This window comes from Streptomyces sp. H39-S7, from assembly GCF_027158205.1.
Classification (GTDB): Bacteria; Actinomycetota; Actinomycetes; order Streptomycetales; family Streptomycetaceae; genus Actinacidiphila.
The window spans coordinates 145,195-171,620 of record NZ_JAPVLU010000005.1 but is presented as its reverse complement, the minus strand read 5'-3'; the positions used below and the strand labels follow the sequence as shown (position 1 = coordinate 171,620).

The window sequence follows — 26,426 nt, the reverse complement described above, 5'->3', positions numbered from 1 at the left end:
GCCTGCGGCGTAGGGGGCCGACCTCTAAATCAACCGATGAGGAGCACGTCCGACGGCGTCGAAGGCGGCTTTGTCTGTCTGACCAGCCAGGAGCGGCTCGGTGGCCTTCTCCAGCCAGAGTCATCTGGCTGGAGAAGGCCAGTATTCTGCGATCCGGTCGCAGGTGTCCAGGACCTACATCATGCAGGGTGAGGACACGACCCGCTCGACCGATGCACGCCCCTCCTGATTCCGCATGCGTTCGATCACCTACGGCAGCCGTCTAATACCATCACCGGCGTTGTCCGCTGCACCAAGGCGTAGGCGTAGCGGGCTCGGTCTTCGGAGACTTTTTGCGTCGGTCGTCGGTCGGCACTGTTTGCGTTGGGATGGCCATGCGTCGCTCACGGGAAATCGCTGGTGGGGCCGTGGGCGGGGCGGCAGGATGGGCGGTATGGACCTTATCCCGCATGAATCCGGATCACTTGCCGACGAACTCCTCGCGGCCCTGGAGCCGTTGGCCTATCCGGCGCGGATGCGGGAGTTGGCTCGGTGGGTGCGGGGGGCTGAGGGGCGGGGTGAGTTGGCTGGGGTGTTGCGGGAGCTTTCGCAGCGTGGGGCTTATGAGCGGAGGTTGGCTGCTACCGCTGCTGCGGTCGGGCGGGACCATGGGTATCTGCAGGTCAGGATCGCGGATCCGGATGCGGTGGTGCGTGGGGTCGCGGTCAAGGCTGTGGAGCGGGGGCGGCTTTCCGATGATGCGGTCGTTGCGGCTCTGGAAGACGCTCCCGTTGCTGTGCGGCGGCAGGTGGTTCGGGCGATTGTTGCCGGGCGGCGCTCCGCGCTCGCTGATCGGCTGATCGATGGCGGTCGGACGAGTTGGGGTGACGCCGAAGCGGCCCGGCTGCTGGCCGGCTGCGGTCCGGCCACCGTGGTGCGGCTGCTGCCGGAACTGGCGCATGCCGTCAGCGGGTGGGCGGTGTTGGGGCTGCGGCATCCTGTCGCCGTGCTCGACGAGGCGGGGCGTCAGCTCGAGGCGCTGCCCGAGACCATGCGCGGCGGCTGGTGGGACCGGCGGGGCGCGGGAGTGGCGGCGGCGCTGACGGCGGAGCCGGAACGCGTGCTCGAGCTGCTGGAGCGGCTGTGTCCTGGGCCGCTTCCGGCCCGGGTACTGGACCGGATAGACGATCTCGTGTCGGCGGCTCCCGGCCGTGCCCTGCGCTACCTTCTGGCTCCCGAGCGGGTCGACGCGCTGCGGCGGGGGGGCCTCAAGCGGTCGACCCTGCGGCGTCTCGTACGCCTGGGCGCGCCCGAACTCGCGGATTTCGGCCGGGCCATGAGCCAGGACCACGCGCGTCTCGCCCAGGTGCTGAAGGTGGTGCCGCCGTCCCGGCGCAACGAGCTGTTCGACGCTTTCACCAGCGGACAGGACCTGAGTCGCGCGGCCTTCGACCCCGTGCTGCTCGCCGTCCTTCCGCACGCGCGCCGTGAGTCGGAGGCGCGGCGGATGGTCGCTCAGGCGCGCGAGCGCGGGGCATCCTGGCTGACGGTGCTGACCGCGGTCTCCTACCTGCCGGTGGAAGAGGCGGTCGAGGAGCTGACCGCCGGGACCCGCCGCCCCGCGGCCGAGGAGCGGGCGCGGGCGTGGCCGCTGCTGGTGCGCAACGTGGCCCGTTCCGGTGAGCCCGCGCGGGTCACCGAGGTGCTGGGCGCGCTGGAGCGCCTGCGCAATGAGCAGGATCCGGTACGGTCCGCCGCGCTCGCGGCGCTCGCGGAGACGCATCCCCGGCTTTTCACGGATGATGACGCGGGCGCCCTCGGGCGCATCACCACTGATGCGATCGAGGCGCGCGACTCGTCCCGGCAGACCCACCACGCCCTGCGCACGCTCGCCGTCCATCTGCTGCGCGAACATGCTGCCACCGGCGAACAGGGCTTGGTCGGTTGGGCCTTGAGCACGCTGGAGCGCCTGCACGGGTCCGCCGGTGGCGTCGATCTGGGCCGGCTGGACGAGGGGTTGCGGCGGGATCAGGAACACGAGGTGTTCGAGGCACTGCGGCCGTGGCTGGAAGCGGGCGCGGACAAGGCGGACCACACCCTGACGTTCGCCCTCACCCGCTCGCTGGGCCGGCGCGCCCGCGGCATGCCCCAGCTGCGTGAACTGCTGTGGCAGGCAATCCTGTTCGGCAACAACGCGACGGTGCAGCAGGCCATCGAGTACTGGCTCGAGGGCTCGTCGGATCGAGACGCCGAGGTGGCCGCGATCCTCGAGCTCGAACCGTCGGCGGCAGTGCTGTCGCCCGTCCTGACGGTGCTGACCGAGCACCGCACCGATCTGCTCGACGCCGTCCTGGGCGACATTCCGCCCTACGGCCGCTTCCTGGTCGAAGGCGCCCCTTGGATGCCGTGGATCGACAGCTCGGTGAACCGCTGGCTGCCCCGCCACCAGGCCGCCGCCGCGCGGCTGCTGGCCCGGCGCGCGGATGACGCCTCGCTGCACATGCATCAACGCACCTCGGCGATCTCCCAGGCCGCCGTCATACCGGAGCTCGGCGCCGACATGGTCCGCCGATTCATCAGCTCCACCAGCGTGCCGCTCGCCGAAGCCGCGCTCGGCGCGCTGGTGTGGACGGACCGGCCCGGGGAGGCCCTGCCGGACCTGCTCGCGCGCGTCGGCGGCGAGCGCGCGCGGGTGGCGGCCTACGCGGCGACCCGCGCGACGCTGTACGTCGAGCCCTCCCGGCTGCGTGCGTCCCTGCACGCCGTACTGCTGCCCGAGGACGGCGCCCCGACGAAGGTGACCGGCCGCAAGGAGGCGGCCCGGTTGGCCGCCACCCGGCTTCCGCCGGCGGAAGCGGCCGTCCTGCTCGCCGACGCGTACGGGCGGGCCGGCCAGCACCGTGACGTGCGGGCCGCGTGCGTGGCGTTCGCGACGGGGCTGCTCGACTGCGATCCGGCGTGGGATCTGCTGGAAGCGGCGGCGTCCGGAGGGTCCGAGGTGCGTCAGGCCGTGCTCCGCGCCCATCCGCTCGACCTCGCGGAACGGCACCGCACGCGTTACGCGCGGCTCGTCACGGCCGTGTGCGACAGCGCCGACCCGGAGACCGCCCTGCGCGGGTTCGAGGCACTTCCGCGGTGGACCCCGTGGGCGCCGGACGCGGCGGAGGTGCTGGTGTCCGCCGTCACCGACCTGGACAACCGGCGGACCTGGCCCGCGGCGGGCGCGGCGCTGGTCGCGCTGGCGATCTCCGGGCCGGCCGGGCCGGAGCTCGGCAACCCGGACAACTTGGACGACCCGAGTGGCCCGCTGGCCCGTGCCCTGACGTCGCTGATGGCGGCGGCCGGCCTTCCGGGCGAGCCGGACGCCGAACCGGACCGTGACCGGCCGGCCCGGCGCCGCGTGGAGGCTCTCGCCAAGCAGTTGGCGGGCCACGCCCGTCAGGCGTCGGGTACTGCCCGGGCTGTCGCCGCGGTGGTCGGCGAGCTCCTCGCCGGGTCCGGCACGTTCCTGCCGGAGGCCGCTCAGGTCCTGGCGAACGCCGTCGACGCGCACGCCGAGCCGGAAGCGTTCACGGCGGCCCTCGTCCGACTCGCGCGACTGACCGAAGGACGGCCCGCGCTCGCCCTACGGGCCGCCGAGGTTGTGCACGGACGGCTGCGGATGGCGGGGCCCGCGGGAACCTCCGATGTTCTGCTGTGCGCGGTCCAAGAGCTGTCCGTGGCCGACGGCTACTCCGCGGGGCTGCTCGCCGTCACCGTCACCGACGTGGGCGGCAGTCACACGCAGTGGTCGGAGACCTGGCGTGAGCAGCTACGGCTGCTGCGCCGCCACGCGGACCCGGACGTGCGGGACGGGGCCCTGCGGCTGGCCACGTCACCCGAGTAGGGCCGTGCGCGGCCGGTCGTGTCAGGACAGGGTGATCCGGCCCTGACGCGACCGGCCGGGGGCGCGGCGCGGGCGGGTCAGGGCTTGACGGGTTCGTTCGTCGCGACGATCGCGAAGGCGGCGCCCTGCGGGTCCAGGACGACCGCCATGCGGCCGACCTTGTCCATGTCGAAGGGCGGCGCCATCAGCGAGCCGCCGGCGCGCACCAGCGCGTCCGCCGTGCTGTCGACGTCGTCCACGCAGAAGTTCACCAGCCAGTGCGGCGGGACGCCTTCCGGCAGGTTCTCCATGCCCTGCACCCCGCCGATGGTGCGGCCCTTGACCTGGAGGCCGGTGAACTCCGGCATGTCCGGCATGGGGCCGGCCTCCAGACCCAGGGCCGCCTGGTAGAAGACGCCGGCACCCTTCGGGTCGGGGGTGCTGAGCTGGTTCCAGACCAGGGCGCCGGGCTCGTTGACGATCGCGGCGCCGTCGAAACCCTTCGGTTGCCACACACCGAACACCGCGCCCTGCGGGTCCACGCCGATCAGCATCCGGCCGATGCCACCGACGTCCGTGGCGGACACGATCAAGGTGCCGCCGTTCGCACGGATGGCGGCCTCCGTGGCGTCGGCGTCCGCGGAGCTGAAGTAGCTGGTCCAGTTGGGTGGCGGTGGGGGCTGGTCGCCCATCGCCATCGACTTCATCATGCCCGCGACCGGCTTGCCCTTCAGCGTGCAGATCGAGTAGCCGCCGAACTCTTCGGGGCCGATCTCGCCCTGCCAGCCGAAGAGGTCGCGGTAGAAGTCCAGGGCGGCCTGCTGGTCCGGGACCATCAGGTCGACCCAACATGGTGTTCCGGGTTCGTAAGGTGCGGTGACTTCGGACATCGTGCGTCTCCCAGCGGTGGTCCGCCACGGGCGCGGGCCCGCGCGGCTGCGTACCCCTCACTGACCACCTTCCTCGCGCTCCGCCGAGAGCGCCATCGGGCGCGCGGAAGTGCTCGCTCTGGCGGGTGCGCGTGGCGGCCGCGATCCCCGGGGGCGTGATCCCCGCTGGGCGGCGGCCGTCAGTAGCGGGTGCCCGTGGCGGCCGGGAGGTCGTTCAGTTCGGTGAGGTCGGCGGGGGAGAGGGTGAGGTCGGCGGCGCCCGCGTTGTCGGCGAGGTACTTCGGGGTCTTGGTGCCGGGGATGGGGACGACGTGGCGGCCCTGTGCGAGGACCCAGGCGAGGGCGACCTGGGCAGGGGTGGCGCCGATGCGCTCGGCGATGGCGCGGACCGTGCCGACCATGGCGAGGTTGGTGCGCAGCGCGTCCTGCTGGAAGCGGGGGAGGTTGCGGCGCATGTCGTCGGCGGGGAGGTCGTCGTACGAGCTGAAGCGACCGGCGAGGAAGCCGCGGCCCAGCGGGGAGAACGGCAGGAAGGCGATGCCCTCGCGTTCGCAGTACGGCAGGACGTCCGCGAGCGCGTCGCGGGTCCACAGGGAGAGCTCCGACTGGACGGAGGCGACCGGGTGGAGGGCGTGGGCCCGCTCGATCTCCTCGACCGTCGCTTCGGACAGGCCGATCCGGCGGGCCTTGCCGGCGGCCACCACCTCCGCGAGGGCGCCCCAGGTCTCCTCGACGGGGACCTCGGCGTCGATGCGGTGCAGCTGGTAGAGGTCGACGTGATCGGTGCCCAGCCGGCGCAGGCTCGCGTCGATCGACGCCTTGATGTGCTCCGGCCGGCCGTTCCGGCCGTAGACCGGCCGTCCCTCCTCCGTGCCGGTCAGGACCAGGCCCACTTTGGTGGCCAGTACGGCGCGCTCCCGGTGGGGGCCCGCGAGGGCGCGGCCGACCAACTCCTCGTTGGTGTAGGGGCCGTAGGCGTCGGCGGTGTCGATCAGCGTGACCCCCAGGTCGAGGGCGCGGCGGACGACCTCGACAGAGACCGTGTCGTCCCGGCCGCTCGGGTCGTAGGCATGGGTCATGCCCATGCAGCCGAGTCCGACGACGCCGACTTCGGGGCCCTTGCTGCCGAGAGTGGTGGTGCGCATGGACGCTGCTCCTTCGGGTGGTTGCGGAATCGGCCGACGGTGGGGAACCGACTCGCTGCGCGATCGCCGACGATGATCACCCTGCCGCATCCCGGCGTGCGGGTCCCATGATTATTCCGGCCGTCGACTGTTCCGGCCGTCGACTGTTCCAGCCGTCGGCTATTCCGGCCGGCCGCCCACCGTGGCGACCGCCGCCGCCCCCGTCCGGCAGCCCGCGGCGGCGGCCCCGGCCAGGTCCGCGCCGGTGAGTCGCGCCGCCAGGAAGCCGCCGGCGAAGGCGTCGCCGGCGCCCGTGGTGTCGACGGCGTCGGCCGCGGCGCCGGGCACACGGGCGGTGAGCGTGCCGCGCTCGGCCACCAGGGCTCCGGCGCCGCCGAGTTTCACCACCGCCACTCCATGGGCGGCGCTCAACTGCTCGGCGGCGCCCACGGGATCGGATACACCGGTCAGCAACCGGGCCTCGGCGAGGTTCGGCAGCAGCAGGTCCGCACCCGCGATGGCGTCCAGGAAGGAGCGGACCCCGAGCTGCTGGATGAAACCGGTGGAGGCGGGGTCCACGCTCACCGGGATGCCGCGTTCGCGGGCCGCGGCCATGGCCAGCGCGGCGAGTCGCCGGCCGGGTTCGTTGAAGAACAGGTAGCCGGAGAGGTGCAGTTGGCCGGCTCCGTCGAGCAGCGCCGCGTCCCAGTCCGCCGGGCCGAGCCGCACGCTCGCGCCGCTGTCGGTGACCAGGGTGCGCTCCGCTGCCGCGTCGACCAGCGCGATGACGACGGCGGTCGGCAGCGACGGGTCGACGCGCAGGTGCGCGCGCACCCCGCAGTGCCGCAGTACGTCCCGGTGCCAGTCGGCGGAATCCGTCCCGGCGCGGGCCAGCAGTCGCACGTCGGCGCCCGAACGGGCCGCCCAGGAGGCGGTGTTGGCGCCGGATCCGCCGGGCCGGACCGCGATCCGGGCGGAGGTGTCGGTGTCGGGCGCGAGCGGTTTGTGGTGCAGGGCCACGATGTCGGTGACGACGTCCCCGATGACCAGCAGGGACGTCCCGGTCGTGGTCATGCGAGCCGCGACCAGTGCCCGGCTATCGCGGCGGCGAGCCGGACGTTGCCCCGCACCGCCGCCAGATTCGCCTCCAGGGAGGCGCCGCCGGTGTGTTCGGCGAAGTACGCGAGCAGGAACGGGGTGATGGCCTGGCCGGTGATCCCGGCCGCATGGGCGGCCTCGTGGGCGGCGACCAGGACCCGGTCGTGCAGCGCGGGATCGAGCTGCTCGGCCTCGGGCACAGGATTGGCCACGATCAGCGCGGCGCCCGGACCTCCCAGCGCGTCCTGGGCGCTCATCACCGCGGCGACCTCGGACGGCTCGTGCACCGTCCAGTCCAGTGGTTCGCCGGAACTCGTCAGGTAGAAGCCGGGGAAGGTGCCGGTCCGGAAGCCGACGACGCCGACGCCGAGCGTCTCCAGCCGCTGCAGGGTTGCCGGCACGTCGAGAATCGACTTCACCCCGGCGCAGACGACCGTGACGCGGGTGCGGGCGAGCAGCCGCAGGTCCGCGGACTCGTCCTGATGGCTGACCCAGTCGCGGTGCACCCCGCCGAGACCGCCGGTGGCGAAGATCCGGATCCCGGCACGGGCGGCCAGGAACGCCGTGCCGGAGACCGTCGTGGCACCGCTCGCGCCGGTGGCCAGGGCCGGCGCGAGGTCACGGAAGCCGAGTTTGCGCAGGTCCTGGTCGCTCGCGACCCGCTCCAGCTGGTCCTTGCCCAGCCCGACGTGCGCGATCCCGTCGAGGACGGCGACGGTCGCCGGAACGGCGCCCGCCGCGCGGACGATCTCCTCCAGCTCCACGGCCACCCGCAGGTTGCGGGGCCGGGGGAGGCCGTGGGCGATGATCGTCGATTCGAGGGCCACCACGGGCGCGCGCCGGTCGAGGGCGTCCCGCACCTCGTCGGAGAGCGCAAGGGACAGCGAAGAGGGAACGACTGTACGAGGGTCCATCTTTCATTCCTGTCGGACCGCCGACGTTCCCAAACCTCCAGCTCACACCTCCAGCTCACACCTCCCTCTCCGGCTCCCCGTCGGCGGTGGGCGGATCGATGCCCGCCAGCTCGCCGTCGAGCCGCACCCAGCGGGTGATGCCGATGCCGCGCAGGAACGGCAGATCGTGACCTGCCACGATCAGCGCCCCCTGGTACGAGGCCAGGGCGGCGGTGAGCCGGCGCACGCTGGCCAGGTCCAGGTTGTTCGTCGGCTCGTCGAGCAGCAGCAGTTGCGGGGCGGGGTCGGCGAGCATCAGCGCGGCGAGCGAGGCGCGGAACCGTTCACCGCCGGAGAGGGTGCCGACCGGCTGGTCGGCCCGCCCGCCCCGGAAGAGGAAACGGGCCAGCCGCGCCCTGATCTGGTTGTCGGTCGCGCCGGGCGCGAAGCGGGCGACGTTGCCCGCGACCGTCAGCTCGTCGTCGAGCAGGTCGAGCCGCTGCGGCAGGTACCGCATCGGCACGTGCGCCACCGCCTCGCCCACCACCGGCTCGATCTGCCCGGCGATCGTCCGCAGCAGGGTGGACTTGCCCGCGCCGTTGCGGCCCAGCAACGCGATCCGCTCCGGTCCGCGCACCTCCAGCTCGGCGCGGGCACCGTAGCGGACCTCCAACCCGTGCAGGGTCAGTACGGTCCTGCCGGCGGGAACGGCGGTGTGGGGCAGGTCGATCCGGATCTCACGGTCGTCCCTGACCGCCTCGACGGCCTCGTCGAGCCGCTCCTTCGCCTCCTCCAGTTTCTCGATGTGCAGGGTGTGGTGCTTGCCCGCGGAGACCTGGGCGTCGCGCTTGCGCTGGTTCATGACGATCTTCGGCTCGCGCTTGGAGTCGTACATCTTCTGGCCGTAGCGCGCCCTGTGGGCCAGTTTGACCCGGGCTTCGGCCAGTTCGCGCTTCTGCCGGCGCACATCGGTCCCGGCCGCCCGCACCATCCGCTCCGCCGCCTCCTGCTCGACGGTGACGGCCTCCTCGTACGCCGAGAAGTTCCCGCCGTACCAGTGCGTCTCGCCGCCGCGCAGCTCGGCGATCCGGTCGACCAGCTCCAGCAGCTCCCGGTCGTGGCTGACCACGAGCAGCAGCCCCGACCAGGACGCGACGGCGTCGTGGAGGCGGCGCCGGGCGTCCAGGTCCAGGTTGTTCGTCGGTTCGTCGAGCAGCAGGACGTCGGGCCGGCGCAGCAGCAGGGCGGCCAGTCGCAGCAGGACCGACTCGCCGCCCGAGACCTCGCCGATGGTGCGGTCGAGGGAGATGTGGCCGAGGCCGAGCTGGTCGAGGGTGGCGAGGGCGCGCTCCTCCACGTCCCAGTCGTCGCCGACCGCGGCGAAGTGCTCCTCGCTCGCGTCGCCGCCCTCGATGGCGTGCAGGGCGGCGCGGGTCGCGTCGATGCCGAGCGCGGTGTCGACCCGGACGGACGTGTCGAGCGAGACGTTCTGCGGGAGGTAGCCGATCTCACCGGACACCTTCACCTGCCCGTCGGCCGGGCGCAGTTCACCGGCGATGAGGCGCAGCAGTGTCGACTTCCCCGAGCCGTTGAGCCCGATCAGCCCGGTGCGGCCGGCCCCGGCGGCGAAGTCGAAGCCGTCGAGCACGGGGGTGCCGTCGGGCCAGGAGAAGGAGAGGCGGGTGCAGAGGATGGACGAGGGTGCGAATGACATGGAGGCCTCCTGGTTGCTGGATGGGACGGCAACTGCGGAGACACCGGAACGCGACGCGGCTCAACCCCGGAGGGGAGATGACTGGGTGGTGACGCCCTGGCGGAACGGACGGCGGGTCACTGCCGAGGTCGCACTCGGGCCACGGGGGAATACCCACGGGCGCGGTGTCTCATGACCTCAAACCAGCAACGGCCTTCTCCGATCGACGACAACAGGGCCGACAACGACGTTACGCCGGGGGCTGGGGGCGTGCAACGCGTTTTCCGGGGGCTAGTCCGCGGGTGCCGTCTTCCGCGGCGGCGCGCGATGTGCTGAGGTGTGGGCATGGTCGACGACTCCGCATACCCGACGGTGCCGCTCCACCCCCACACGGTCCCCGCCCACGAGGCGGAGGCGCGCAGCCGGGCCTTCCACGAGGTCATGGCGAGCCGGCGGACCGTGCGGGACTTCTCCTCCCAACCGATCCCGCAGGGCGTCGTCGAATGGGCGATCCGCACCGCGGCCACCGCCCCGAGCGGGGCGAACGTGCAGCCCTGGCGGTTCGTCGTCCTCACCGACCCGGAGCGCAAACGCGTCCTGCGCGAGGCGGCCGAGGCCGAGGAGCGCGAGTTCTACGAGCGGCGGGCCTCCGAGGAGTGGCTGGAGGCCCTGGCCCCGATCGGCACCGACTGGCACAAGCCGTTCCTGGAGAACGCCCCGGCCGTCATCGTCGTCTTCGAGGTGCACAAGGGTCCGGGGTCGCCGCGCCCCTACTACACCAAGGAGTCGGTGGGCATCGCCGTCGGCCTCCTGCTCGCCTCCCTCCACCAGGCGGGCCTGGCCACCCTCACGCACACACCGAGCCCGATGCGCTTCTTGAACGACGTCTGCGACCGCCCTCCGGAGGAGCGTGCCTCGTACGTCATCCCGGTCGGCTATCCGGCGGAAGGCGCCCGGGTCCCGGACATCCACCGCAAGGACCTCGACCAGGTCGTGGTCCGGCTCTGACAGGTCGGGGTCCGGCTCCGGGCGGCCGGTCCGCCGCCCGGTGCCGGTAATGATTTGGTCCTGCGTCCCCCACCCCGTAGGGTTGCGTTCAACGGCGCGGGGTGGAGCAGCTCGGTAGCTCGCTGGGCTCATAACCCAGAGGTCGCAGGTTCAAATCCTGTCCCCGCTACTTACACAGCAGGCCCGGTGCGCAAGCACCGGGCCTGCTGCTTTGTCATGTGCCGGTTCGGGCCCGGCCGCCGGCGCCCGTCTGCTCCGGCGTAAATCGGGTGATCGGGAAGATCCGCTGGGATATACCGGACCGATGTATGAGCAGAGATCCGGTGCCGGCCGATCCCCCGTCGTCCTCCACGTCCCGCACAGTTCACGGACGCTGACTCCCGCCGCACGGGGGAGCGTTCTGCTGGACGACACCCAGCTGTCGCGGGAACTGGACCACATGACGGACGCCCATACCGACCTCATCGCCGGCCGGGCGGCGGACGCCGCCGCCGTCACACCCTGGACGCACGCCAATCTGCTCTCGCGCCTCGTCGTCGACCCCGAGCGCTTCCCCGACGAGCGGGAGGAGATGCGGGCCGTGGGCATGGGCGCGGTCTACACCGGTACCTCGCAGCGCGGGCGGCTGCGCGACGAGAACCCCGGCCACGAACGGGAGCTGCTCGCCGAGCACTTCGACCCCTACGCGGCCGCCTTCACCCAGCTGATCGACGGCCGCCTCGCCGCCACCGGCCGCGCCGTCATCATCGACGTGCACTCGTACCCGTCCCGGCCGCTGCCCTACGAACTGCACGCGGCCGGCGCCCGTCCCGCCATCTGCCTGGGCACGGACGAGCACCACACGCCGCCCTGGCTGCTCGACGCCGCCCGCAAGGCCTTCGAGAACTGCGGGGAGCTGGGCCTCAACACCCCGTTCGCGGGCTGTTACGTCCCGCTGAAGCACTACGCCCGCACCACCGTGGTGTCCGCGCTCATGATCGAGATCCGCCGGGACGTCTATATGACCGAGCCGGGCGGAGCGCCCACCGACGGCCTGGAGGTGGTGGCGGGAGCGCTCACGGCGCTCGTCGACGCCGTCACGGGGCCGGTGGCCCGTCCAGCTCCTTGACGAGCCGCTTGGGGGCGATCACGCGATAGCTCTCCTCCGTCCAGTCCGACAACAGCTCCGCGGACGGGACGCCCTCGTCGAGCGGGATCCGGACCCAGCCCGCCTTGCCCAGGCCGTAGCCGGCCGGTTCGGCGCCGGGAGCGGTCATCGCGTGGGCGTGCACGTCCTCGTCCTTGAGCTTCACGGTGATGGCCGGCGGATAGCTGCCGTCCTCGACGCCGAGGAAGACGAAGACCTTCTTGTTGACCTTGATGACCGATTCGCCCCAGGGGAACTCCTCGACCGCCTCCGGCAGCCGCAGGGCGAACTCGCGGACCTTCCCGCGGACGGCGAGCGGATCGTGCGCGCGGCGGGGCATGTCGACTCCAGGGGCTCGGCGGCGGACCGGTGGCTGTCTGTGATCGATGGTAGGGCCGGGGTCAGACAGCCCGCCTGCCGTGCACGTCCATGCCCGTGATCACCCGCCGGGGCCGGTACGTCGGCGTCACGACCCCGGCGGGTGCTCCGGACGGGCGTGGATGACGCTGTCCAGGATGCGGGACCACTGCCGGACGATGCCCGTCCGGCGCGCCGAGTCGTCGCTGAGCAGGTTGGCCAGGCCCAGGCCGCGGGCCATGTCCAAGGTGGCCTGGACGGTCTCGCGGACGCCCTCGACGGATTCGTCGGCGTCCAGGAACTCCACCGCGAGCCGGTGCGCCTCGCGCCCTATACGGGCCTCCAGGGCGTTGACCCGGGGCCGCAGCTGCTCCTCGTCCGCGGCCGCCACCCACAGGTGGAGCGCGGCGCGGAACAGCGGGCCGGTGTAGACGTCGACGAGCATGTCGACGGCGGCGCGGGTACGGGACGCTCCGTCGCGGGGCAGGGCGCGGGCCCGCTCCCGGACGGCGTTCATCCACTCCTCCGCGACATGCTCGATCGCGGCGGTGAAGAGGTCCTCCCGGGTCGGGAAGTGGTGCTGCGCCGCGCCCCGGGTCAGTCCGGCGCGTTCGGAGACGACGGCGACGGTGCTGCCGCTCCAGCCGCGTTCCGCCAGGCAGGAGACGGCCGCCTCCAGCAGACGCCGCCGGGTGGCGCGGCTGCGGTCCTGTTTGGGGGTCCGGGTGGTCACATCGCCCATGACGGGTCTCGGCGCTCGACGAAGGACCGTATCCCCTCCGCCGCTTCGGGCGAGGCGAAGAGGCGGGCGGACTGTTCGGCCAGGGCCGCGGTGTCCCGGTCGAAGGTGCGCAGCACCTCGGCGGTGGTGAGCCGTTTGGACTCGGCCAGCCCCTGCGGGGAGGCGGCCCGCAGGCCGTCCAGGATGCTGTCCAGCGCGTCCGCGGTGGCGCTCACCAGGCCGATCCGGACGGCCTCGGCCGCGTCGAAGACCTCGCCCGTCAGGTAGTAGCGGGCGGCGGCCCGCGCGTCGGTGCGGGGCAGGACGGAGAGCGAGATGACGGCCGGTGCCAGGCCGAGCCGCGCCTCGGTGAAGGCGAAGCTCGCTCCGGCGCCGGCCACCGAGATGTCGCACGCCGCGAGCAGCCCGAGGCCGCCGGCCCGTGCGTGCCCGGTGACGTGCGCGACCACGGGCTTGGGCGAGTCGACGATGCTCCGCAGCAGCTCCGCCAGGCCCAGCGGCCCGCCGGCGGCCGGATCCTTGAGGTCGGCGCCGGCGCAGAACGTGTTCCCGCTGTGGGTGAGCAGGATCGCGCGGACGCCGGCGTCCTTGACCGCGTCGTCCAGTCCTTCGCGCAGCTCGCCGACCAGGCGGGCCGACAGGGCGTTGCGGTTGTGCGGCGAGTCCAGGGTGAGCACGGCGATGCCGCGCTGGTGGTCGCGGCGTACGAAGGGCGTGTCGGACACGGTCGGTCTCCTCCAGGCGGATCGGCGAGCCGAGGCGGGCTCGGTGGGATCGGGGTGACGCAGGGGGCTCGGACGACTCGGCGGGGTGGGGCCGCCGAGACCACCCTGAATGGGTGGATATCAGTATGACTTGGGCAGGCCCAGGGTGTGGTGCGAGACGAAGTTGAGGATCATCTCACGGCTGACCGGGGCGATCCGGCCCACCCGGGAGGCGGTGAGCAGGGCGGCCAGCCCGTACTCGGTGGTGAGCCCGTTGCCGCCGAGGGTGTGCACGGCCTGGTCGACGGCCTTGGCCCCGGCCTCGGCGGCGGCGTACTTCGCCATGTTGGCGGCCTCGCCCGCCCCCATGTCGTCGCCCGCGTCGTAGAGGTAGGCGGCCTTCTGCATCATCAGCCGGGCGAGCTCCAGCTCGATGTGGGCGACCGCGAGGGGGTGGGCTATCGCCTGGTGGGCGCCGATGGGGGACTGCCACACCTGGCGGGTGCGGGCGTACTCGACGGCCTTGTCCAGGGCGAACCGGCCCATGCCCAGCGAGAACGCGGCCGTCATGATCCGCTCGGGGTTGAGGCCGGCGAACAGTTGCAGCAGACCGGCGTCCTCGTCGCCGACCAGGGCGTCGGCCGGCAGCCGCACATCGTCGAGGAAGAGCTGGAACTGCTTCTCGGGGGCGCCCAGCTCCATCTCGATCTGCCGGTACTCGAACCCCGGTGTCTCCCGGTCGACGATGAACAGGCACGGTTTGAGCTTGCCGGTGCGCGCGTCCTCGGTGCGGCCGACGATGAGGGTGGCGTCCGCGATGTCCACACCCGAGATGAAGACCTTGCGCCCGGTCAGCAGCCAGTCGTCCCCGTCGCGCCGGGCGGTGGTGGTGATGCGGTGCGAGTTGGAGCCGGCCTCGGGCTCGGTGATGCCGAAGGCCATCCGCAGCGACCCGTCCGACAGCCCCGGCAGCCAGCGGCGCTTCTGCTCCTCGGTGCCGAAGCGGGCGATGACGGTGCCGCAGATGGCGGGGGAGACGATGAGCAGCAGCAGTGGGCAGCCGGCGGCGCCCAACTCCTCGAGCACTATGGAGAGTTCGGCCATGCCGCAGCCTCCTCCGCCGTACTCCTCCGGGAGGTTCACCCCGAGATAGCCGAGCGCGCCGGCCTCCCGCCACAGCTCGTCGGTGTGCTTGCCCGCGCGGACGGCAGCGGTGAAGTACTCGCGGCCGTAGCGGCGGCCGAGATCCCCGACGGCGGCACGCAGGGCGCGCCGCTCGTCGCTTTCCAGAAGTGCGCTGTCGAAGGTGCCTTGGGTGGTGGTCATGGGCGTGCTTCCTCCTTGACGACGGCGAGTACGGCGCCGACGTCGACCTGGCGGCCGACCTCGGCGTTCAGTGCGGTGAGCGTTCCCGAGGCGGGAGCGGTGATCCGGTGCTCCATCTTCATCGCCTCGAGCCACAGCAGCGGGCGGCCCGCTTCGACGTGGTCGCCGACGGAGAATTCACCGATCCGGATGACGGTGCCGGGCATGGGAGCCAGCAGCGATCCCGGTTCGGTCCCGCTCTCGGGCACGGGGAAGCGCGGCAGGGCGGTGAAGGCGAACGCGCCGAGCCCGCAGTCGACATGGACCCGGTCGCCGTAGACCGCCACGTCGAACGCACGGCGTACCCCGTCCGACTCCAGGGCGACGTGCCCGCGTTCCGCGTGCAGCAGCCGCACTCCCGGATGGTCGGGGGTGTCCAGGCCGGAGCGGGTGAGGCGGTAGCGGACCTCGTACGGTTCGGCGCCGGGCACCGTTGCGTAGCTCTTGGTCTGCGGCTGGGAAGAGACGTTTCTCCAGCCGCCGAAGGCGGAGCGGCCCGACGCGTCGGACAGTGCGGCGGCGAGCGCCGCCAGCCGTACGGCGGCGGTGTCCGCGCCGTCCCCGCCCAGGACCGAGCTGTGCTGTTCCAGGAACGCGGTGGAGTGCCGTCCCGCCGCGAACTCCGGGTGCCGCAGCACGCGTACCAGCAGCTCCCGGTTGGTGACCGGGCCGTGCAGCCGGGCGCGTTCCAGGGCGCGGGCGAGCAGCCGCACGGCCTCGTCCCGGGTGTCGGCCCAGGCGATGACCTTGGCCAGCATCGGGTCGTAGTGCACGCCGATGGTGTCGCCGCTCTCCACCCCGGAGTCGAGCCGCAGCCCGGGGAGCTCGGGCAGTTCCATGCGGTGCAGCACTCCGGACTGCGGCTGCCAGCCGCGCGCCGGGTCCTCCGCGTACAGCCGGGCCTCGATCGCGTGGCCGTGCGGCGCGGGCGGTTCCGCCGGCAGCGCGGCTCCCTCGGCGATGCTCAGCTGAAGCCGCACGAGGTCGAGTCCGGTCACACATTCGGTGACCGGGTGTTCGACCTGGAGGCGTGTGTTGACCTCCAGGAAGAACGGACGGCCGCCGGGCGCCACCAGGAACTCGACGGTGCCGGCGCCCGTGTAGCCGATCGCGCGGGCCGCCGCGGCGGCGGCGTCGTGCAGCGTCCGGCGCAGCGCGTCGTCGATGCCGGGCGCCGGGGTCTCCTCGATCACCTTCTGGTGCCGCCGCTGGACCGAGCAGTCGCGTTCGCCGAGCGTCCACACCGTTCCGTGGGTGTCGGCGAGCACCTGCACCTCGATGTGCCGGCCCGTCTCCACGAACGGTTCGACGAAGACCTCTCCGTCGCCGAAGGCCGAGGCCGCCTCGGCGCGGGCCGCGGCCAGCTCCTCGTCCAGCAGGGCGAGATCCCGCACGATCCGCATGCCGCGCCCGCCGCCGCCGGCCGCCGCCTTCACCAGTACCGGAAGGTCGTCCGGGCCGATCGCTTCGGGCCGCAGACCGGTCAGGACCGGTACGGAGGCGGCCGCCATGATGCTCTTGGCGCGTGTCTTGGACCCCATCGCCTCGATCACGTCGGGGGACGGGCCGATCCAGACCAGCCCGGCGTCGAGCACGGCGCGCGCGAAGCCGGCGTTCTCGGAGAGGAAGCCGTATCCGGGGTGGACGGCGTCCGCTCCCGCCGCCTTGGCGGCCGCGACGATCAGATCGCCGCGCAGATACGTGTCGGCGGGAGCGTTCCCCGGCAGGCGCACGGCGCTGTCGGCCTCCCGCACGTGCGGGGCCCCGGCGTCCGCGTCGGAGTACACCGCGACCGTGGCGATCCCCAGGTCGCGGCAGGTACGGAAGACCCGCCGGGCGATCTCGCCGCGATTGGCCACCAGAACGGACTCGATCATCACTGCCCTCACCTCCGGAAGAATCGTCACTGCCGTCACATCCGGAAGACGCCGAAGCCGCCGCGCGCGCCCTCGACGGGAGCGCCGTGCACGGCTGACAGGCACAGGCCGAGTACGGTCCGCGTGTCGCGCGGGTCGATGACGCCGTCGTCGTAGAGCCGTCCCGACAGGAACATCGGCAGTGACTCGGACTCGATCTGCTGCTCGACCATGGCGCGCAGCGCGGCGTCCGCCTCGTCGTCGTACGGCATGCCCTTCGCCGCCGCCGACTGCCGGGCGACGATCGAGAGCACCCCGGCGAGCTGGGCGGGCCCCATCACCGCGGACTTGGCACTCGGCCAGGCGAAGAGGAAGCGCGGGTCGAAGGCGCGGCCGCACATGCCGTAGTGGCCGGCGCCGTAGCTCGCGCCCATCAGGACCGACAGGTGCGGGACCTTGGAGTTGGCGACCGCGTTGATCATCATGGCGCCGTGCTTGATGATCCCGGCCTGCTCGTACTCCTTGCCGACCATGTAGCCGGTGGTGTTGTGCAGGAAGAGCAGCGGGATGTCCCGCTGGTTGGCGAGCTGGATGAACTGCGCGGCCTTCTGCGACTCGGCGCTGAACAGCACGCCCTGCGCGTTGGCGAGGATCCCGACGGGATAGCCGTGCACCTCGGCCCAGCCGGTGGCCAGGCTCGGCCCGTACAGCGGCTTGAACTCGTCGAACCGCGAGCCGTCGACGACGCGGGTGATCACCTCGCGCGGGTCGAAGGGCGTCCGCAGGTCGCCGGGGACGATACCGAGCAGTTCGTCCTCGTCGTGCAGCGGCGGTTCGACGACGGCCCGCGGGGCGGGGCCCCGCTTGCGCCAGTTGAGCCGGGCGACGACGCGGCGCGCGGTGCGCAGGGCGTCGGGCTCGTCGAGGGCGTAGTGGTCGGCGAGGCCGGAGACCCGGGCGTGCATGTCGGCGCCGCCCAGGGACTCGTCGTCGCTCTCCTCACCCGTCGCCATCTTGACCAGCGGCGGTCCGCCCAGGAAGACCTTCGACCGGTCCTTGACCATGATCACGTGGTCGGACATGCCGGGGATGTACGCGCCGCCCGCGGTCGAGTTGCCGAAGACGACGGCGATGGTGGGGATGCCCGCGGCCGACAGCCGCGTCAGGTCCCGGAACAGCGCGCCACCGGGTATGAAGATCTCCTTCTGGCTGGGGAGATCGGCACCCCCGGACTCGACGAGGCTGATCACCGGCAACCGGTTGGCGAAGGCGATCTCGTTGGCGCGCAGCGCCTTCTTCAGCGTCCACGGGTTGCTGGCGCCGCCGCGCACGGTCGGGTCACTCGCGGTGATCAGGCACTCGACGCCTTCGACGACGCCGATGCCGGTGACCAGCGAGGCGCCCACCGGGTAGTCGCTGCCCCAGGCGGCGAGCGGGGAGAGCTCGAGGAACGGGGTGTCCGGGTCGAGCAGCAGCTCGACGCGCTCGCGGGCGAGCAGCTTGCCGCGCTTGCGGTGGCGCTCCACGTACTTCGCCCCGCCGCCGTCGATCGCGGTGGTGTGCGCGGCGTCGACCTCCGCGAGCCGGGCGAGCATGGTCGCGCGGTTCGCCGTGTACGTCTCGTCGGTGGTGTCCAGGAGTGTCATGCGCCGGCTCCGCGCTCTTCCGGGGACAGCGGCGTACGACCCGGGGACAGGGGCGTACGACCCGGTGACTGCGGCGTGCGGGCCGGTCCGGTGGGCGACTGCGGCGCGCGGCCGGGGCCGGCCGGTCCGGCGAAGGCCTGGGCGATCTCCAGCCAGCGGTCCGCGTCCTCGCCCTCGGCGCATACGGCGAGGTCGTCGCGGTGCCTGCGCTGGGTGGCCAGCAGGCAGAAGTCGATCATCGGGCCGGTCACCCGCTGTGCGGCGTCCTCCGGGCCGTACGTCCACAGCTCGCCGTCAGGGGCCGTCAGCTCGACCCGGAACTCCTCGGCGGGCGGCTTGAGCCCCCGTACGAAGTACGCGTAGTCGCGGGCCCGCACGCCGATGCGGGCCACATGCCGCAGCCGGCCGGTCGGCTCGCGCCCTGTGCCCAGGCCGTCGGCCACGTCCTGGCCGTGCGCCCAGGTCTCCATCAGGCGCCCGGTGGCCATCGAGGCTGCGCTCATCGGGGGCCCGTACCAGGGAAAACGGGTGCCGGGCGGCTGGGCGGCCAGGGCGTCGAGCAGGGCCTGGCGTCCGGTGCGCCAGCGGTCCAGCAGCTCGGCCGGCGGCAGCGACGCGCCCTTGCGGGCCTCGTCGTCGACGAACGTCTCGAAGGTCGCGGCGGCCCGTTCGGTCTCGCGGGCGAACGCGTCGGGGTCGGTCACCGAGATCAGGGCGACGCCGTCGGTCCAGGCGAGATGGGCGATCTGGTGCGCGATCGTCCAGCCCTCGGCGGGGGTGGGCGCCGCCCAGCCGTCCGCCGGGAGCGGCGCCACCAGCCGGTCGAGGTCTTCGCTCTCGGCCCGCAGGTCGACGAGCACGGACTGTGGATCGGCCATGACCACCCCTTGTTGACACCCGGTCAGCAACGTTGTGTGTCAGAGGGTGGCAGTGCCGCCAAGAACAATCAAGCGTGCATGCATGATTTTTGGCCCGGGACACGAGAACCGCCCACCTCTGCCGCGCTGATGCGCGGTAGCGATGGGCGGTTCTCGTGTCCCGGCCAGACTTTCGTGTGCCGGCAGGTCTCAGAAGGCGCGTGCCACGACAGGCCTCAGGAGGCGCGTGCCGCCCGGCGGGCTTCCAGCGCCGCCTTGCGCTCGTCGAACTTCGTGGCCTGGCCGTTCAGGCCGCCCATGAACAGGCCCAGCTCTTCCTGTGCCTGCAGCCCCTCCGGGTTCAGGCCGCTGACCTCCAGGACCTTGAGGTGGCGCAGCACCGGCTGCAGCACGTCGTCATGGTGGATGCGCAGGTTGTAGATCCCGCCGATGGCCATGCGGGCCGCCGCCCGCTCGAAGCCGGGCATGCCGTGGCCGGGCATCCGGAACTGCACGACGACATCGCGGATGGCCTGCATCGTCAGGTCGGGGGCGAGCTGCAGCGCCGCCGCCAGCAGGTTGCGGTAGAAGACCATGTGCAGGTTCTCGTCGGTCGCGATCCTGGCCAGCATCCGGTCACAGACCGGGTCCCCCGACTGGTGGCCGGTGTTGCGGTGCGAGACGCGGGTGGCCAGCTCCTGGAAGGCCACGTACGCCACCGAGTGCAGCATGCTGTGCCGGTTGTCGGACTCGAACCCCTCCGACATGTGCACCATGCGGAAGCGCTCCAGCTCGACCGGGTCCACGGCGCGGCTGGTCAGCAGGTAGTCACGCATGACGATGCCGTGCCGGCCCTCTTCGGCCGTCCAGCGGTGCACCCAGGTGCCCCAGGCGCCGTCGCGGCCGAAGAGCGAGGCGATCTCGTGGTGGTAACTGGGGAGGTTGTCCTCGGTGAGCAGGTTCACCACGAGGGCGATCCGGCCGATCTCGGTGACCTTGGACTGCTCCGGCGCCCACGCCTCGCCGCCCATGATCCCGTCGAAGTTGCGGCCGTCGCTCCACGGCACGTAGTCGTGGGGCATCCATTCCTTGGCTACGGACAGGTGCCGGTTGAGCTCGGTCTCGACCACTTCTTCCAGGGCGTACAGCAGCCGCGCGTCACTCCATGTGTCCGATCCGGGACGGTGGGGTTCGGTGATGGTCACTGGTGGCTCCTGACGGCTGGCAAGGCACCTACGGGGACGTAAGTTACGCAACCGTAGGTTATGAGTCGCCGAAAAGGCAACCGACGCCCTGCTGGGTGTATGGGGCAACTACGACTGCTCGGACAGGTCCCGCAGCCGTACGGACAAGCACGTGACGCAGCCTTCCAACTTCTCGAATTCGCTGATGTCGACCAGAACCGGCCGGTATCCCAGGCCGCTCAGCAGCTCCGCGCTCCGGGGAGCGCCGGCGGCCATGAGCAGCACGTCTCCGCCAAGGAGCACCACGTGTGACCCAGCCTCCTCCGGTACCGGTCGGAAGTGCGTAAAGACGGCCGGATCGTCGACCAGTGGCGGGTAACCGATGACCGTTCCGTCCGGCAGTGCCGTCACCGCCGATTTCAGGTGCAGCACCTTCGCCACGGGAACGGCGACCACCCGCGCGCCCAGCGGCTCGAAGACCGCGCGCAGCTGCCGTACGCCCTCCGCGTTGGTGCGCCCGCCCAGGCCGACGTACAGGGTGTCCCCGACCTTCAGTACGTCGCCGCCGTCCAGCGTCCCGGGCTCCCGGACCCGGTTCACCGAGCAGCCGAGGGCGACCGCGGCCTCCTCGGCGCCGGCCGTCTCGGGCCGCCGCGACAGGGCGCCGGGACGTGAGATCAGCGCCACGTTCCGGAAGACGACCATGGCGTCCTCGACGAACACCCCGTCCGGGCAGTCGTCCGCCGGAGCGGCCTCGACCGTCTCCCAGCCGTGCTCCGCGAGGACGGCGGTGTAGCGCTCCCACTGCCGCAGCGCCAGGGCCGGGTCGACCGGCGAGCGGGCGATGTGCGTGACCAGGCCCTCGGCCAGGCGCGGACTGGGACGGCGGACGATCGCCTTCTTGCTGGGCATATAGGATCTGCTCCCTGATGAGTGCCACTCTTGTTGCCAAGGATCTTGCCGCAGGACATGGGGACCGAGTCCTGTTCTCCGGCCTCGAACTCGTCGTCGCCCCCGGCGATGTCATCGGCCTGGTCGGTGCCAACGGCGCCGGCAAGTCGACGCTGCTGCGGCTGCTCGCCGGGCTCGACACCCCCGAGCAGGGGGTGCTGCGACTGAGCCCGCCCAGCGCCGCCGTCGGCCACCTCCCGCAGGAGCCCGACCGGCGTGCAGGGGAGACCGTACGGGACTTCCTCGCCCGCCGAACCGGCGTTGCCGCCGCGCAGAGCGCGCTCGACGCCGCCACGCAGGCGCTGGTCGACGAGGCGCCCGGTGCGGACGACGCGTATTCCACCGGGCTGGAGCGCTGGCTCGACCTCGGCGGCGCGGACCTGGAGGAGCGCTCCGAGGAGGTCGCGGCCTCGCTCGGGCTGTCCATCGGCCTCGACCAGCAGATGACCTCGCTCTCCGGCGGCCAGGCCGCACGTGCGGGGCTCGCCTCGCTGCTGCTCAGCCGCTACGACGTGTTCCTGCTCGACGAGCCCACCAACGACCTGGACCTGGACGGCCTCGACCGGCTGGAGAAGTTCGTCAAGGGGCTGCGCGCCGGCACCGTCGTCGTCAGCCACGACCGCGAGTTCCTCGCCCGCACCGTCACCAAGGTCGTCGAACTCGACCTCGCCCAGCAGCAGGTGAACACCTACGGCGGTGGCTACGAGGCGTACCTGGAGGAGCGGGAGGTCGCCCGCCGGCACGCCCGTGAGGAGTACGACGAGTTCGCCGACAAGAAGTCCTCCCTCGAAGCACGAGGCCAGATGCAGCGCTCGTGGATGGACCAGGGCGTCAAGAACGCCCGCCGCAAGGCGACGGACAACGACAAGATCGGCCGCAAGTTCCGCAGCGAGGCGTCCGAGAAGCAGGCCGCCAAGGCCCGCCAGACCCAGCGCATGATCGAACGTCTCGACGTCGTCGACGAGCCCCGCAAGGAGTGGGAGCTCAAGATGGAGATCGCCGCGGCGCCCCGCTCCGGGGCCGTGGTGGCGACGCTGCGCGGCGCCGAGGTCCGCCGCGGTGACTTCACGTTCGGCCCGGTGGACCTGCAGATCGACTGGGCGGACCGGGTCGCGATCACCGGCGCCAACGGCTCCGGCAAGTCCACGCTGCTCGCCGCGCTCCTGGGCCGGCTTCCGCTGGACGCCGGCAACGCCGCGCTCGGCCCGGGAGTCGTCGTGGGCGAGGTGGACCAGGCCCGCGGACTGTTCTTCGGCGAAGAGCCGCTGATGGACGCGTTCGCGGCGTCCGTCCCCGACCTGGAGCCCGCCGACGTGCGGACGCTGCTCGCCAAGTTCGGCCTGAAGGCCGCCCACGTGCTGCGCCCGGCGGCGACGCTCTCACCGGGGGAGCGGACGCGGGCCGCGCTGGCCCTGCTCCAGGCCCGCGGCGTCAACCTGCTGGTCCTCGACGAGCCGACCAACCACCTGGACCTGCCCGCGCTCGAGCAGCTGGAGTCGGCGCTCTCCTCGTACAACGGCACGCTGCTGCTGGTCACGCACGACCGGCGGATGCTGGACGCGGTGAGCACCACCCGGCGCATCGAGGTCGCGGACGGCCGGGTCACGGAGGCCTGACCCGGGCCGGCGGCCGCCGCCCCGCAACGGGCGCGGAACCGGCGGGGGGCAGGACGGGGGAAGGACGGGGCAGACATCGCACGGGTGCGGAACCGGAATGCCCCGGCCCGCGTCCAAGCCCTGACCGATCAGGATCCCTCGGACCGGGAGGCCGGTCGCCTGGCCCGCGACGGTCGACGTGGGGACACCCCGGACACGGACCTGGGCAGGCTGTGGGGGCCTGTCCGGGTCCGTTTGCTCCACCTGGGTCTGCCCTGGATCCCTGCGGATCCCCTTGGATCGACGGGGCGGCCGGTCGCGCGTCACGGGAGCTAAGGTGGCCGCGTGGCCGTGTTCCTGCTCGGAGTCGGTGCCGCCTGTTGCCTCGGACTGGGTTTCGTACTGCAGCAGCGCGCGGCGCAGCGTGCCCCGCTCGCCGACTTCCTCTCCTTCCGCCTCCTCCTCGACCTGATCAAGATGCCTCAGTGGCTGCTGGGCATGGCGCTCATGATCGGCGGCCAGGTCCTCGGGGCGCTGGCCCTGGCGCGCGGCGAGGTCTCCCTCGTCGAACCGCTCCTCGCGACGAACCTGCTGTTCGCCCTGGCGCTGTCCCGATGGCTGTCGGGGCAGCCGCTGGGCCGCAGCGGCTGGGCGGGCGTCGCGCTGCTGGCCCTCGGCGTGACGGCGTTCATCGTCGCCGGACAGCCGATGGGGGGCGGTGCGGAGGCGGGAGCGCTGCGGCACTGGCTGGTGCTGGGGATCGTCGTCGGCCTCGCGCTGCTGCTGGTGGCCTGTGCCAAACGGCTGCCGTCGTCTCCCGAGGCGACGCTGTTGGCGCTGGCGGCCGGCCTGCTCTACGGGCTGCAGGACGCGCTGACGCGGACCTGCAGTGAGCTGGCCCATGAGGGCGGCGTCCAGATACTGGCGGTGCACTGGGAGCCGTACGTGGTTGCGGCGATCGGGCTCACCGGGCTCGTCCTCGTACAGAGCGCCTTCGAGACCGCTCCCCTGCGGATGTCACTGCCGGCGCTGACAGCCGCGCAGCCGCTGGCGGGGATCGCCTGCGGCATCGGCTTCCTCGGGGACCGGTTGCGGGTGACGCCCGGCGCGCTGGCCTGGGAGGTGGCTGGGCTCGCGGCGATCACGGTGGGGGTGGTACTGCTCGGCCGGCACCCCGCGATGCCGTGCGCCCAGTCCGGCGCCCAGCCGGAGCGGGAATCCACGACGAGTGCGAACTGAGTGCCGGTCGGCGCCCACCGCCCCGCCATGGCCCTCAGGCCCACTCCCAGTCGGCCTCGGCTCCGAGGAAACGGCCCAGGTCGGCGACCTCGGCCCCGATGCCGTACACGGCGGCGTCGCCCAGCGCCCGGAAGGGCTCGACGCGGACGGTCAGTCGGCCACCGGGACCGCGCTCGTGCCGCCAGGTGCCGACGACCTCACCGTCCACCAGCAGGCACGGGGAAATGATGCCGCCGCCGGTCGCGACGAGACGGGCGAAGGACGGGTCCAGCAGCAGGTCCCGGTCCTGATAGCCGAGCAGGTACGGGTCGAAATGCCCGATCAGCCGGACCGACGGTGCCGGCGGCGGCGTATCGGTGCCGGACAGCACCCACAGCGGGCCGTCCGGTCCCGCGATCTCCGTCAGTTTCTCCCCGGCCGACCGGATGCCGCTGCGGGCCTGGCCCAGGGGCAGGCCGGACCACTTGGCGAAGTCCTTCTCGGTCGCGGGCCCGTAGGCGGACACATACCGCTCAGCGAGCGCGGCCAGTGCCTCGGTCCCGGACAGGTCCGGTCCCACGACCCCGTCGAGCCACTCTTCGCACAGCACATAAGTCGACTTGTCGCCGTCGGCCTCGGGCCCCCGGCACACCAGGCCCGCAGCCGCCGCGTACAGCATCAGATGGGCCGGCGCCTGGCTGCGCGGATCCAGGGTGACGCCGAGCTCGCCGAGCCGGTGCACGAGGTCGTCGCGGAGCATCGGCGGACGTCCGGCCAGTACCTTCTCCAGCGCGGGAAGCGCGCGGGCGCAGGTCTCCTCGTCCAGGCCGAGCCGCAGCCGCCGGCCGCGCTGGGCGGCGGCCGCTCGCGGGCCCAGCAGCGACGTCATCCAGCGCACGTCCGCCGCGGGGACGGCGTGCAGGGTGCCGCGCATCAGCCACGTGCGGACCAGCGACCGGTCACCGGCGCCGCACGCGGCGTCGACGTCCTCGGCGGTGCGCCCCGAGGTCCTGGCGCGCACCTGCAACCGGCAGGCCTTGGCGTCCTGCGCCTGCAGCGCTCCGGCCGCGCGTGCCGCGTCGGCGACCCCGACGCGGTCCGGCACGCCGGCCAGCCCCTGGGCGTGGACGCGCCATGACCGAACGTGGGCGGGCGTCAATTCCGGCATGGGCCCATCCTGCCCGTAGCGCCTACGTGCCGCCTACGTGCCGCCTACGTGCCGCGAGAGTCCCACGACCGCACGACCTGCACGACCGCACGACCGCGCGATCCGGGGCGCAGCACCTGTCTCGGCTCTCAGCCCTTGCCGAAGTGCTCCAGCGGGAAGGCGCCGGACGCCAGGGCGGTCTGGGTGAAGGATCCGGCCAGTTCGGTGAGGCGGTCCACGCCGGTGGCGCCGAGGTGCTCGTACGGGGCCCGGTCGACGCGGTCGGTGACGGCTTCGACCTCGCGCCGCAGCGCGACGCCCGCGTCCGTGAGCTCGCCCGCGGCGTCCAGCAGCCCGCGCTCGCGCAGCCGGTCCTGGGCGGCGGTCCACTGCTCGGCCGTCCAGCCCCTGCTGGCCTGGACGAAGCGCGGGGTGAAGCCCTTGCCGGTGGCGGTGTGGGTGACCAGGGCCTCCAGGCCGTCGAGCTGGGCCGCGACCAGCGCGGCGAGGTGTCCGTCGCCCCGGTGCTCGCGCAGCAGCGTGGCGGCGTGCCAGAGCGCGAGGTGCGGCGCCGTGGGCACCGCCAGGTCGGCGTTGGCGGCGTAGAGCGGGCGGGCGGCCCGTTCGCAGGCTTCGGTGGCGCGCAGCGCCAGGGCGGCAGCCTCCGCCATCTCGGGCGAGGCGACGGCCTCCGCGCCGAGCAGCCGGGTGAGCGCGGTGTCGACGGAGCGCAGCCGCGCGTCGATGACGGCCTCGGGGGTGGCGATCGTCCAGGCGCGCGGGATGTGCCGGGCGACCAGGTCGTGGTTGAAGTTGTAGAAGGTGGCGGTGACGGTACCGGCTCCGACCGCTCCCAGCGGCGCCGCCCGGCCCGCGAAGTACGTCATGCTGCCGGGCTCGAGGCCGAGCCGCGCGAGTTCGGTGCCGAACTCCGGCGAGAAGTACGTGCTGGAGTGCAGCGGGTTGAGAGTGTTCTGACAGCGGCGCGACGCGCGGGGGTCCGAGGCGGTAGTAGTCATACAACCAGGTTACCGACCGGTCAGCATGTTGCCGAGAGGTGAGCGCGCGTTCCGGCCACTGCGACGGAAAGCGTTGTAAAGGGAAGATTGAATAGATGAATTCGTTGAC

Annotated in this window: 21 protein-coding genes and 1 tRNA gene; 6 read left to right on the top strand and 16 right to left on the bottom strand. The window is 72.5% G+C overall.

Annotated elements, in window-relative coordinates; genetic code table 11:
• Positions 1–787 precede the first annotated feature (787 nt).
• Entirely contained in the window at positions 788–3,865 is a 3,078-nt protein-coding gene (locus tag O3X23_RS07015) for a hypothetical protein (protein WP_269270303.1), read from the top strand.
• Between the two features lie 77 nt (positions 3,866–3,942).
• On the opposite strand, the gene O3X23_RS07010 is transcribed toward O3X23_RS07015, so the two are convergent.
• The 5 genes from O3X23_RS07010 to O3X23_RS06990 form a co-directional block, all read right to left on the bottom strand.
• Positions 3,943–4,680, bottom strand: a complete 738-nt coding sequence (locus O3X23_RS07010; protein ID WP_331283883.1) for a VOC family protein — start codon at positions 4,678–4,680, stop codon at positions 3,943–3,945.
• Positions 4,681–4,913: 233 nt separating this feature from the next.
• Positions 4,914–5,879 carry an aldo/keto reductase gene (locus O3X23_RS07005; protein WP_269270301.1) on the bottom strand — a complete coding sequence of 322 codons (966 nt, stop codon included), beginning with the start codon at positions 5,877–5,879 and terminating at the stop codon, positions 4,914–4,916.
• 159 nt (positions 5,880–6,038) lie between these two features.
• Positions 6,039–6,932 (bottom strand): carbohydrate kinase family protein, encoded by an 894-nt coding sequence (locus tag O3X23_RS07000; protein ID WP_269270300.1) that lies wholly within the window; start codon positions 6,930–6,932, stop codon positions 6,039–6,041.
• On the bottom strand, positions 6,929–7,870 hold the full coding sequence (locus tag O3X23_RS06995; RefSeq protein WP_269270298.1) for a pseudouridine-5'-phosphate glycosidase: 942 nt from the start codon (positions 7,868–7,870) through the stop codon (positions 6,929–6,931). The genes O3X23_RS07000 and O3X23_RS06995 overlap by 4 nt, the downstream gene beginning before the upstream one ends.
• 55 nt (positions 7,871–7,925) lie before the next feature.
• Positions 7,926–9,563 (bottom strand): ABC-F family ATP-binding cassette domain-containing protein, encoded by a 1,638-nt coding sequence (locus O3X23_RS06990; protein WP_269270297.1) that lies wholly within the window; start codon positions 9,561–9,563, stop codon positions 7,926–7,928.
• Between the two features lie 324 nt (positions 9,564–9,887).
• Here O3X23_RS06990 and O3X23_RS06985 point away from each other — a divergent pair, with 324 nt between their 5' ends.
• The 3 genes from O3X23_RS06985 (at position 9,888) to O3X23_RS06975 (ending at position 11,658) form a co-directional block, all read left to right on the top strand.
• A complete protein-coding gene (locus O3X23_RS06985) occupies positions 9,888–10,550 on the top strand; it encodes a nitroreductase family protein (RefSeq protein WP_269270296.1) in 663 nt (220 codons plus the stop codon).
• A 95-nt stretch (positions 10,551–10,645) separates the two neighbouring features.
• A tRNA-Met gene (locus tag O3X23_RS06980) sits at positions 10,646–10,719 on the top strand.
• 135 nt (positions 10,720–10,854) lie between these two features.
• Positions 10,855–11,658: an N-formylglutamate amidohydrolase gene (locus O3X23_RS06975; RefSeq protein WP_269270295.1), complete on the top strand. Its 804-nt coding sequence runs from the start codon at positions 10,855–10,857 to the stop codon at positions 11,656–11,658.
• On the opposite strand, the gene O3X23_RS06970 is transcribed toward O3X23_RS06975, so the two are convergent.
• The 9 genes from O3X23_RS06970 to ddaH form a co-directional block, all read right to left on the bottom strand.
• A complete protein-coding gene (locus tag O3X23_RS06970) occupies positions 11,627–12,016 on the bottom strand; it encodes an MmcQ/YjbR family DNA-binding protein (RefSeq protein ID WP_250978483.1) in 390 nt (129 codons plus the stop codon). The two genes, O3X23_RS06975 and O3X23_RS06970, sit on opposite strands and share 32 nt — an antisense overlap.
• 126 nt (positions 12,017–12,142) lie before the next feature.
• Positions 12,143–12,775, bottom strand: coding sequence for a TetR/AcrR family transcriptional regulator (locus O3X23_RS06965; RefSeq protein ID WP_269270293.1), 633 nt, complete (start codon positions 12,773–12,775; stop codon positions 12,143–12,145).
• Positions 12,763–13,500, bottom strand: coding sequence for an enoyl-CoA hydratase family protein (locus tag O3X23_RS06960; RefSeq protein ID WP_269270292.1), 738 nt, complete (start codon positions 13,498–13,500; stop codon positions 12,763–12,765). Before O3X23_RS06960 ends, O3X23_RS06965 begins: the two co-directional genes overlap by 13 nt.
• Before the next feature lie 120 nt (positions 13,501–13,620).
• The gene (locus O3X23_RS06955; RefSeq protein ID WP_269270290.1) at positions 13,621–14,805 is read right to left on the bottom strand and encodes an acyl-CoA dehydrogenase family protein; all 1,185 of its coding nucleotides are present in this window, start codon (positions 14,803–14,805) and stop codon (positions 13,621–13,623) included.
• Positions 14,802–16,721 (bottom strand): acetyl/propionyl/methylcrotonyl-CoA carboxylase subunit alpha, encoded by a 1,920-nt coding sequence (locus tag O3X23_RS06950; protein WP_269270289.1) that lies wholly within the window; start codon positions 16,719–16,721, stop codon positions 14,802–14,804. Before O3X23_RS06950 ends, O3X23_RS06955 begins: the two co-directional genes overlap by 4 nt.
• Before the next feature lie 35 nt (positions 16,722–16,756).
• Positions 16,757–18,346: an acyl-CoA carboxylase subunit beta gene (locus tag O3X23_RS06945; RefSeq protein WP_269270288.1), complete on the bottom strand. Its 1,590-nt coding sequence runs from the start codon at positions 18,344–18,346 to the stop codon at positions 16,757–16,759.
• Positions 18,343–19,224 (bottom strand): TIGR03084 family metal-binding protein, encoded by an 882-nt coding sequence (locus tag O3X23_RS06940; RefSeq protein ID WP_269270287.1) that lies wholly within the window; start codon positions 19,222–19,224, stop codon positions 18,343–18,345. Before O3X23_RS06940 ends, O3X23_RS06945 begins: the two co-directional genes overlap by 4 nt.
• A 215-nt stretch (positions 19,225–19,439) precedes the next feature.
• Positions 19,440–20,408: an acyl-ACP desaturase gene (locus O3X23_RS06935; RefSeq protein WP_269270285.1), complete on the bottom strand. Its 969-nt coding sequence runs from the start codon at positions 20,406–20,408 to the stop codon at positions 19,440–19,442.
• Between the two features lie 108 nt (positions 20,409–20,516).
• Positions 20,517–21,299, bottom strand: a complete 783-nt coding sequence (ddaH, locus tag O3X23_RS06930) for a dimethylargininase (RefSeq protein WP_269270283.1) — start codon at positions 21,297–21,299, stop codon at positions 20,517–20,519.
• Positions 21,300–21,316: 17 nt separating this feature from the next.
• Between ddaH and O3X23_RS06925 the strand changes: the two genes are divergently transcribed.
• Both O3X23_RS06925 and O3X23_RS06920 read left to right on the top strand, forming a co-directional pair.
• On the top strand, positions 21,317–22,954 hold the full coding sequence (locus O3X23_RS06925) for an ABC-F family ATP-binding cassette domain-containing protein (protein ID WP_269270281.1): 1,638 nt from the start codon (positions 21,317–21,319) through the stop codon (positions 22,952–22,954).
• Positions 22,955–23,278: 324 nt separating this feature from the next.
• Positions 23,279–24,172 (top strand): DMT family transporter, encoded by an 894-nt coding sequence (locus tag O3X23_RS06920; RefSeq protein WP_269270279.1) that lies wholly within the window; start codon positions 23,279–23,281, stop codon positions 24,170–24,172.
• A gap of 34 nt (positions 24,173–24,206) precedes the next feature.
• Here the strand turns inward: O3X23_RS06920 and O3X23_RS06915 are convergent, their stop codons facing one another.
• Positions 24,207–25,319 (bottom strand): winged helix DNA-binding domain-containing protein, encoded by a 1,113-nt coding sequence (locus O3X23_RS06915; RefSeq protein WP_269270277.1) that lies wholly within the window; start codon positions 25,317–25,319, stop codon positions 24,207–24,209.
• A gap of 128 nt (positions 25,320–25,447) precedes the next feature.
• A complete protein-coding gene (locus O3X23_RS06910; protein ID WP_269270276.1) occupies positions 25,448–26,317 on the bottom strand; it encodes an SCO6745 family protein in 870 nt (289 codons plus the stop codon).
• Positions 26,318–26,426 lie beyond the last annotated feature (109 nt).